9 protein-coding genes are annotated in these 8847 nt (G+C 36.8%); all 9 read left to right on the forward strand.

Annotated features, from left to right (window positions below):
- The coding region (locus tag DV872_RS27060; RefSeq protein WP_216664452.1) for a hypothetical protein at positions 1–238 on the forward strand (238 nt) is incomplete at its 5' end.
- 33 nt (positions 239–271) lie between these two features.
- The gene (locus tag DV872_RS25170; RefSeq protein WP_114632736.1) at positions 272–1237 is read left to right on the forward strand and encodes a DUF4373 domain-containing protein; all 966 of its coding nucleotides are present in this window, start codon (positions 272–274) and stop codon (positions 1235–1237) included.
- A gap of 319 nt (positions 1238–1556) precedes the next feature.
- The gene (locus DV872_RS25175; RefSeq protein ID WP_114632737.1) at positions 1557–2111 is read left to right on the forward strand and encodes a hypothetical protein; all 555 of its coding nucleotides are present in this window, start codon (positions 1557–1559) and stop codon (positions 2109–2111) included.
- A 149-nt stretch (positions 2112–2260) separates the two neighbouring features.
- On the forward strand, positions 2261–2863 hold the full coding sequence (locus DV872_RS25180; RefSeq protein WP_147283270.1) for a hypothetical protein: 603 nt from the start codon (positions 2261–2263) through the stop codon (positions 2861–2863).
- Positions 2864–3251: 388 nt separating this feature from the next.
- The gene (locus DV872_RS25185; protein ID WP_114632739.1) at positions 3252–3923 is read left to right on the forward strand and encodes a hypothetical protein; all 672 of its coding nucleotides are present in this window, start codon (positions 3252–3254) and stop codon (positions 3921–3923) included.
- Between the two features lie 194 nt (positions 3924–4117).
- Positions 4118–4432 carry a hypothetical protein gene (locus DV872_RS25190; protein WP_114632740.1) on the forward strand — a complete coding sequence of 105 codons (315 nt, stop codon included), beginning with the start codon at positions 4118–4120 and terminating at the stop codon, positions 4430–4432.
- Positions 4433–4757: 325 nt separating this feature from the next.
- Positions 4758–5534 carry a hypothetical protein gene (locus tag DV872_RS25195; protein ID WP_114632741.1) on the forward strand — a complete coding sequence of 259 codons (777 nt, stop codon included), beginning with the start codon at positions 4758–4760 and terminating at the stop codon, positions 5532–5534.
- Positions 5527–6072 carry a BREX protein BrxB domain-containing protein gene (locus DV872_RS25200; RefSeq protein ID WP_114632742.1) on the forward strand — a complete coding sequence of 182 codons (546 nt, stop codon included), beginning with the start codon at positions 5527–5529 and terminating at the stop codon, positions 6070–6072. Before DV872_RS25195 ends, DV872_RS25200 begins: the two co-directional genes overlap by 8 nt.
- Before the next feature lie 13 nt (positions 6073–6085).
- Positions 6086–8758: a BREX system P-loop protein BrxC gene (gene brxC / locus DV872_RS25205; RefSeq protein WP_114632743.1), complete on the forward strand. Its 2673-nt coding sequence runs from the start codon at positions 6086–6088 to the stop codon at positions 8756–8758.
- Positions 8759–8847: the final 89 nt, after the last annotated feature.

The following is an 8847-nucleotide window of genomic DNA, read 5'->3' on the forward strand; positions in this document are numbered from 1 at the left end:
AGGAATATTTCATTCCGGAGTCTGGGCTAAAACTGTCCGTTTATTCCCGGAATTGCTGTCCGGTAAAACCCGGAATGAGTGTCCGGTTATGTCCGGAATAGGTGTCCGGTATCATCCGGATTCCGCACAGGGAAGTGTACTAACGGCACTCTTGATAAGTATGCAGTTAGAGAGCCTTGGTACACCCTTGAAGGGAGTGGATAGTGAGCGTTTTTCAACAAGAAACAATAATGATTAAAAAATTATCAGATTTATATAGGGTGGTGTTGTAATGGAAAAAGATGCATTTTATTTTCCTCATTTTTACAATGCTAGACAAGACCGAAAAATTAAAAGAGTCAGGAAGGAGCTCGGTGTAGAAGGATATGGGATCTTTTTTATGATTCTTGAAGTCCTTCGGGAGCAGACAGACTATCGTTTTCCTCTAGAAGATATTGACTTATTAGCAGATGACTTCGGAACATCGGTGCAAAAAGTTCAAGCAGTAATTTCAAATTACGGATTGTTCCATTTTGACTCTAAAGAAACTTTTTTCTCTTCAAGTTTGATCATGTTTCTACAGCCATATTTTGAAGGAAAGGAGAAGAAGAGAATCTCTGGAATTAAGGGTAATCTGTTACGCTATAAGCATATTGAAAAAGAAGTACTTGAAGGTATGAGTGATAAAGATATTGAAGAAGTTGCAGAAGGAATCACTGGATTCTCGCATAGCGAGCGCAAAGCGATCCCAAACCTATCGCAAATGCTCGCAAATGAAAAGAAATTAAAGGAAAGTAAAGAAAAAAAATTAAAGGAAAGTAATGAAATTAGAGAAAGTAGAGAAATAGATATAAGAGGGAGTATTGAGACTGTTGTCTCTGTTTCAAATAAAACTGAGTCTTATATATCAGATGCCCATTTATTGAGATATTGGAAAGACTCATTATTACAGAAAGAGCCTCTTTCTACATGGTCAGATATAAGCAAGGAAAATGAGCAACTCTCAATACTCACTAACAAGACTATAAACATTTTTGAACAGACACCTTATTATACGACAAAGGAAAAACTGGTAGATGAGATAATAAATTTATTCTTGGAAATGAGGGATTCTGGAATAGTTCAAGGGATTATTGGATGTCCAACAATCCCTTCCCACATAAGTCAGTTTTGGACAGAAATAATAACAACAATGACTGATCGGTTCCACATTGAAGCTGAAATTCATCAAGCTGATGCATTAGTAGCAGAGGTCTAATTGAAGTTCCTTCTTTCATACATTCTTCCAGGATCTTTCAAGGTTCATTTTTTATCATACAAAGTTTAGCTATGAATCAAAGGACTAGAGGATACTAGGAAGATTGCGAAAGTTGGAAATCTACTAGGCAATAAAAGAGGGGTTGACGCTTATCGTGAAGAGACTATAGCAATCCTTGAAGAAGCTCAGGGAGCATTTGAAATGTAATTCATGTCTGTTTCATAACTTATGAAACAAAACGAACCAATTTCCAAAGTATTTCGGAAAAAATAGAGATCTAGAGCTATTAATTTTCTGACATGAGTTTTATAATTTTCGTATGGGAAGAATTGCTTATAGTAATAGTTTGATCATTGAATCTCTCCAGGAGCTATCTATTCGTAGCATAAATGAGCATTTGAATGCAGCTCTTATATACTTTGAACAGTATAACACTGAAGAGTTTTATTCTGATGGTTTGAGTTTTAGATTAATAACAACATCTGAATCTAGAAGAGTAGATGTACATGGGTATAAGAGTGGTGCCCGGATTACATCAACAATTGAAGTAATTCCTTGTCAGTATGGAGGATTACGTTTCTATTTTTTATGTCCTATGTCAGGTAGAAGAGTTATGAAATTGTACAAGTCTCCTGATGGGTGGTTTAAAAGTCGATTTGAATTGAAAGCAGTCTATAGAAGTCAGAAAGAGCATAAAGGACAGTATTTCTATTTGCACAATTCTTTTGATTTAAAACGTAAAGCAAATGTTCTGCAAAACAATGGTCACAGTAGAAAAGCTAGCAGGCTTCTGTTAATGGCTCAACATTCAGAACTCAACTTTATGTACAATTATAGGCTTCAGTTTGAAAAGTGGATGAGAAAAATTCGATAAGCTTTTAATGATCCTCATTATATGTCTATCGAATGGGGCAGGATTAACTTGGTAAAGAAATCCATGGTTATTATAGGATGAGGTTATGTATGAATAACAAGGACGCACTATGGCGATTTCTCTGTATCCCTGTGATAATTTACATCTTGATGGATAGCAAGAATATGGGACCTACCGATATAACCTTGATTCTCCATGAGTTTGGACATTGGATATCTGCGCTTATCTTCACGTTTCAAATACCTAAAATGACCTTTGATTTTGAAGCAGGATCAGGCTTTTGTACTCATGCTTCTACTTTTTTCATCTTTAAATGGATTATCTGTATTATGGGTGCAGGATTTCAAAATATAATTGGAGCTTGTATCTTCAGAATATCAAAACCAAAAGGCTTTGGTTATATCCTGAGAGCAATCGGATTGACATTATATATTGTAGGTTGGTTTGATCTAGCTTTTAATAAAGAAATATATATTTCAGAAATACATTCTTATGTTCCAGCTGACTTTGCAGAGAATACTATTCCAAAACTCATTCTATTTTTTTATCTGAATTACCATCTGATATGGCATGTTATGGCTAAAACTAATATTAACGGAAGTTATTTTTATCAGGAATTTATGACTCAGGCAGGATATAAGAAGAGATCTGATATAGTTATCCCTCCTTGCAAGGAAGATAAAAAAGGAAAACTTAGTTCTTTTAGTGATGAATTTCTTTATCAGTCTGGAATAAGAAAGAGGCCTTATTAAAGATGTATAGAAACAATTTCCTTCTTAATGAAATATATATTTAATTTATTGAAATTCTTACTCTTAATAGTCTAAAAAATAGTGAGAATATCAGTATTGGAATACTCATCAAGGGATGTACTAAGTAGATCATATTTCAAAATTATCAATATTTGTAGTCAACGAAGCTTAACAAATGTACCCCTAAATTAATCAAAAGATATTAGAAAATATCTTAATCCAATCCTCCCCCTCATCATATGTCCCTCAAACGATTAATCAATATTATATAAACACTTGGTTCAGAGCATTAAAAGCATCATCTAAGAAGATGATTCCTATTAGTGGTGGTGTAATCATTTTCTGTTAAGTAAATAAGTGATTATGTTTTTTTAGTTTTGGAGGAAAAATGAATAAATTCTTATTACTGTGTATCTTCTTTATTGTTTCAACTGGAATTGTTTTCGCTGAGAAAACTCAATGGTTCGCTGTTGGTTACGAACGCTCAGGTTACAGCTTCTCTTCTGCAGCACTCTCACCAGGGGCAGTCGGATATGGAAGTAATGGTCTAAATCTTCAAGGCTATACCTTCAAGGATGAAAAGCGGAATGGTTGGTTTTCTGCGACCACACTAAGATTTCCTAATGTGATAACAGCCACTGATGGAATCTACACTGAGACATATGGCATTCGTGAGATCTATGACAGTGCATTTGCAGTTGATATGAAGTTCGGTCTGGGGTTTAGATCAAATCCTGAAAAAGTAGTGCAACTTTATGGTGGACTCGGTCCGCATATCCTGGTCTCGTTTTTTTCCTTGAGTTTCTATGATTATGACTATGGATCTATTGCGAGTAATGAAATAGATATAGCACTGGGTATAGGGTTGGAGCTAGGAGCAAAATTTAATTTCAGTGAAACTGTATCACTATTACTTGGTTCAGGGCTCGCCTTAGACTTGGCAGGCTACTATAGACTTTCAGCCACTAATGGATATCAAACAGAAACTGACTCAGATTGGGTACAAGGATATTTGGGGTTTGATATTAGTCCTAAACTCTGCTTAAATTTTCAATGGTAAGTTTATGAAATCTATTCTCTCTTAAGAGACCCTCCTGGTTTTAGTTAAAATCCAATCAAGAGGGTATTCTCCTTAACAGGGGAGGAGGGATTACTTATTCATACATTGCCTAAAATACTAGGTCACTATTCTGTTGATACTCTAACTTAGTACAATTTATATGATGTTCCACCGGAGGAATATTGGAGGGAAGCATGAAATGGCTACTATTCATTTTTATTCTTACAATTCTCCTTTCGGGTTGTGATCCATACACTGAGCAATACACCATTCAAGGCAGATGGTACAAAGACCTGGACAACACTACTATTCGTGAATTGCTTGATTTCGGGGATGATTGGCTCTTAATTGGAATTGATCATGGAATCTGGATTGAAGAGACTTCCAGGCATTCTATCACTTACTGGAATGGTATGGTTTATTTTGATTTCACTTATTATGAGTATAAAATATATGGGAAATATCTTCAGATTTGGGATGATGAGTATATAAGAGAGATAGATTCCTGATGAGAAAGTAAGTATTGTGAAACTTAAAATGTGGCTTAACTGGTATTACGTTTTTTAGGGTTAGGATCAGTTGGGTCAAAGTGGATGTTGAGGAAAAGCAAAATTATTCAACATCCATAATCAATTAATAAAGAGCATATTTAAAATATATAGAGGAAAAATTGGTAGAATACCTCACCTTGTAAAGGCAATGTTTTAATTCCATCATACAGTTCTAGTAATAGGAGTGTGCCAGAAATCCTCCATTTATAAAATATTAATAGAATAATCGACTTTTATCAGATAATATAAACTACCTATGAGAATGTAATAAACGAGGATAGAAATGAACAATGGAAACATTAAACGAGGTTTTAAATATGAACAAGGTTCTGTCCTTACCAAAAGAACTATAATGACTGGTGATCTTCAGATTCTTCTTGAATATGAAGATAATCTTAAAGCTTCCAAAGATGATTTTAAAATTGCTGTCATGGAGCATAATTGTCTTCAGAAAAGAACGGAAAGTAATCGTAGATATACTTTAAATTATTTACAGAATCTCTATTCACTGGATCTCAATAATTTGATTTTCCTTGGAATGCGATCTTTCTTAGAAAAAGATAGGAAGTCATTCCCACTAATTGCGGGATTAACAGCATTCTGTCGTGATTCGATATATACAGACAGTTTTCCATTTATTAAAAAATTAGTATTTGGGGAACAATCAAATAAAACTGATTTTGAGCAATTTATTGAAAATGTTTATCCAGGTCGCTTTAGTGAAAAAATGCTTCAGTCTCTAGTCAGAAATCTACAATCCAGTTGGACACAAAGTGGTCATCTACAAGGGCGAAATAATAAAATCCGAACTGAAATTGAACCAACAACTGCAGCAGTGGCTTATGCCCTATTCCTTGGATATCTAAAAGGGATACGGGGACAGAATTTGTTTTTATCAGAGTATATTACCTTCCTGGATTGTGGTTATGAAAAAGCCATTGAATATACAGAGACCGCCTCTATGAGAGGCTGGTTAGATCTCAATAAAGTAGGAGATGTCATTGAAGTGCGCTTTCCTGGGATTATTTCAGATTTAGAACTGGAGGGAATAAATGAGTAGACTTAATCGATTGGTTAACTCTTATAAAAGGCATATTTCTATCCCCTGGAAGGAAGATTCTGCCGCAGCTCAAAGGGTTATATTCTGTGTGTATAATGAAAATGAAGAATTGCGATTACGAGCAAGTATTGATGAGTTTGAAGTAGCAACAAAAGAAACAGGGAATAATTGGAGATCCATAGATATTACTTATTCATTTTCTGAATGGCTTTCATCCCAACGTTATGCAGAACGCTATTTTGAAAAGCCAGAGTTGATCTCCACATTGATACCCAAACTTACCCAATATATCACTAACAAAGTTGAAAATGATGTTGTTGATATTGATAATAAAACCGTAGTGGCAATTACCGGAGTGGCTTCTCTTTTTGGTTTTATCAAAGTAAAGGATCTTGTTGATAAAATTGCTCCCTTGATTCCTGGTCGATTAGTAATTTTCTTTCCAGGAAGCTATGAAGACAATAATTATAGATTATTAGATGGGTATGATGGCTGGAACTATCTAGCAGTCCCTATAACAGCCGATAACGAAATTTAATTCAGGAGTATCTATGCTTAACAGAAATATTTATATCACCGAACCATCTACTCAGAAGTTAGCCAATGAGGGTGTTGCTTATGTAAACGATGAGCAAACAGAAAAGGAATTATCAGTATTGCGCTATGAGTTAGAGACCTTTGTTTGTGATGGCCAATACGAAAAGGGAATGCAGGATATACTTGATACTTATCTAAGCAATATTGATCAGGCACAGCAGCCCGCTGTTTGGATAAGTGGCTTCTATGGATCTGGTAAGTCTCATTTGGTAAAGATGCTTCGAGCATTATGGACCGATATTCAATTTCCCGATGGAGCTACAGCTAGAGGTGTAGCCGATTTACCTCAGGCGATACAAGATCATTTAAAGGAATTAACCATAAAGGGCAAGAGATATGGCGGATTGCATGCAGCCTCGGGTACACTAGGAGCAGGGGCTTCGGGAAGTGTTCGTCTTGCACTAATGCGGATTATATTTAAATCAGTAGGGCTTCCAGAATCTTACCCTATTGCAAAATTCGTTCTTTGGTTAAAACATGAAGAAATCTACGAAGAAGTAAAAAAGCAGGTTGTGTCATTGGGATATGATTGGGAAGAAGAGCTGGACAATTTCTATGTAGCAGAGGGACTTCATAAAGCCCTATCTTTGGTAAAGCCCAATATATTTTCAAGACCTGAGGTCTGCCTTGAAGCGTTGATAAATCTTTATCCCGATGTTAGAGATATAACCAACGAACAGATGTTGAAAGCGATACATCAAGCTCTTTCAAAAGAGGAAAAACTTCCACTAATACTCATTGTACTGGATGAGGTTCAGCAATTTATTGGTACCAGTGCAGAGCGATCTATTGAAGTACAAGAGATGGTAGAATCTATCGTGAAGTCCATAGGTGGTAAGTTAATGTTTATTGCCACAGGGCAAACTGCCGTTACAGGGACTGCAAACCTTCAAAAGCTTCAAGGACGTTTTACCGTGAGAGTGGAACTGTCTGATGCAGATGTGGATGCAGTTATACGTAAGGTTATTTTAGCCAAGAAGCCAGAGGCCAAAGATCCAATTAAAGAAATAATGGATAAAAATCTCGGAGAGATTTCCAGACATCTACAAGGAACAACACTGGGACATACACAAGAGGATATTCAATTCTTTACTCAAGATTATCCTATTCTTCCTGTACGTCGTAGGTTCTGGGAACGTACTCTGCGAGTCCTGGATCAAACAGGTACAGACAGTCAGCTTCGAAATCAATTGAGTATGATTCATAAGGTTATTCAGACAAATGCTGACCAGCCTTTAGGTAATGTTATTCCTGCAGATTATCTGTACTTCAATAATGCCGATGAACTGCTCCAGGCACGGGTTTTACCACGAAAAATCCATGAATCAACCATGAAATGGTATGAAAGAGGAAATGATAAAGAGAAACTAACCGCTCGGGCAGTGGGCTTATCCTTTCTGATAAATAAACTGAATGACAGGAACAAGGATATTGGAATCCTGGCTGATGTGGATACCTTGGCAGACTTAATGGTGGATAATCTCATTGAAGGCTCCAGTGCTCTCAGAAGTCAATTACCTACACTTCTCGATTCATGTGAGCTTTTAATACGAGTAGGTAGCGAATACCGAATTCAAACAGAAGAAAGTGCTGCCTGGAATGATGAATATGAAAAACAGAAGGGCTTACTAACTAATGAATCACATAGAATTGAAACAGACAGAGAAGATCGAATCCGAAAGCATTTCAATAAAAAACTGAAAAGGCGATCCTTCCCCCAGGGGGATTCAAAGGTTCCAAGGGAGATCTCTCTTTGCTTTGATAACAACCTACCTACAGATTCTGATAAAAAAATCTATTTATGGATCAGAAATGGCTGGGTTACCGATGTCAACTCTGTTCGGGCAGATGCTCGTCAAGCCGGTACTACTTCTCCCGCTATTTTTTCATTTATCCCAAGCCGCTCCATGGATGATCTACGCAATCAAATGATATACGCAAAAGCAGCCAATGCCACTCTGGAACAAAGGGGGATTCCCAATACACCAGAGGGTAAAGAAGCTCGATCAGCCATGGAAACCACAAGAAATAATGCAGAAGCCAGAGTTTTGGAATTGCTGGATGAGGCCCTCTCCGGTGTTAGAATATTCCAGGGTGGAGGAACAGAGATAAACGGTTCCGATCTCGATGAAATGGTGGGTGAAGCTGCTGCGAACAGCCTAAGTCGACTCTTTGGCCGGTTTGACATGGCTGACCACTCTGGATGGGGAAAGGTATACAGCAATGCAGCAAAAGGTGCACCTGATGCACTCAAAGCGGTTAATTACGATGGAGAAGTGGGAAAGAACAATGTTTGTAAGCAGATCATGACTTTCATTGGAGGAGGAAAAACAGGTAGTCAAATTCGTACAGAATTCGAAAATCCTCCTTATGGCTGGTCTGGTGATGCCGTTGATGGAGCTCTCTATATACTCCTGGTTGCGGGTATTTTACGTGTGGAAGATGATAAACATAATGCCATAACTTCAAAAGAATTGGAAAGGAAGGCACTTGGGAAATGCTCCTTTTATCTTGAAAAAGCTACCGTAACCGCCCCACAGAAGATTAAAATTAAGAAGCTCTTCCAGAAAATAAATATCTCCTGCCCACCCCTATGTGTCAACATAGTTGAAGCATCAACTTTTTAAGGAGATATTCAATTATGAGATACAGTTTAGGATTCAGAGAATCACAGTTAAGGAAAGTTTTACCACCGGTCAACAGACCAATTTCAGAT

This window comes from Oceanispirochaeta sp. M1 (assembly GCF_003346715.1).
GTDB lineage: Bacteria > Spirochaetota > Spirochaetia > DSM-2461 > DSM-2461 > Oceanispirochaeta.

Coding starts and splice junctions, on each gene's coding strand:
- DV872_RS25190 (WP_114632740.1), top strand. CDS start 4,118: ATGAAATGGCTACTATTCATTTTTATTCTTACAATTCTCCTTTCGGGT.
- DV872_RS25175 (WP_114632737.1), top strand. CDS start 1,557: ATGGGAAGAATTGCTTATAGTAATAGTTTGATCATTGAATCTCTCCAG.
- DV872_RS25185 (WP_114632739.1), top strand. CDS start 3,252: ATGAATAAATTCTTATTACTGTGTATCTTCTTTATTGTTTCAACTGGA.
- DV872_RS25195 (WP_114632741.1), top strand. CDS start 4,758: ATGAACAATGGAAACATTAAACGAGGTTTTAAATATGAACAAGGTTCT.
- brxC (WP_114632743.1), top strand. CDS start 6,086: ATGCTTAACAGAAATATTTATATCACCGAACCATCTACTCAGAAGTTA.
- DV872_RS25200 (WP_114632742.1), top strand. CDS start 5,527: ATGAGTAGACTTAATCGATTGGTTAACTCTTATAAAAGGCATATTTCT.
- DV872_RS25170 (WP_114632736.1), top strand. CDS start 272: ATGGAAAAAGATGCATTTTATTTTCCTCATTTTTACAATGCTAGACAA.
- DV872_RS25180 (WP_147283270.1), top strand. CDS start 2,261: ATGGATAGCAAGAATATGGGACCTACCGATATAACCTTGATTCTCCAT.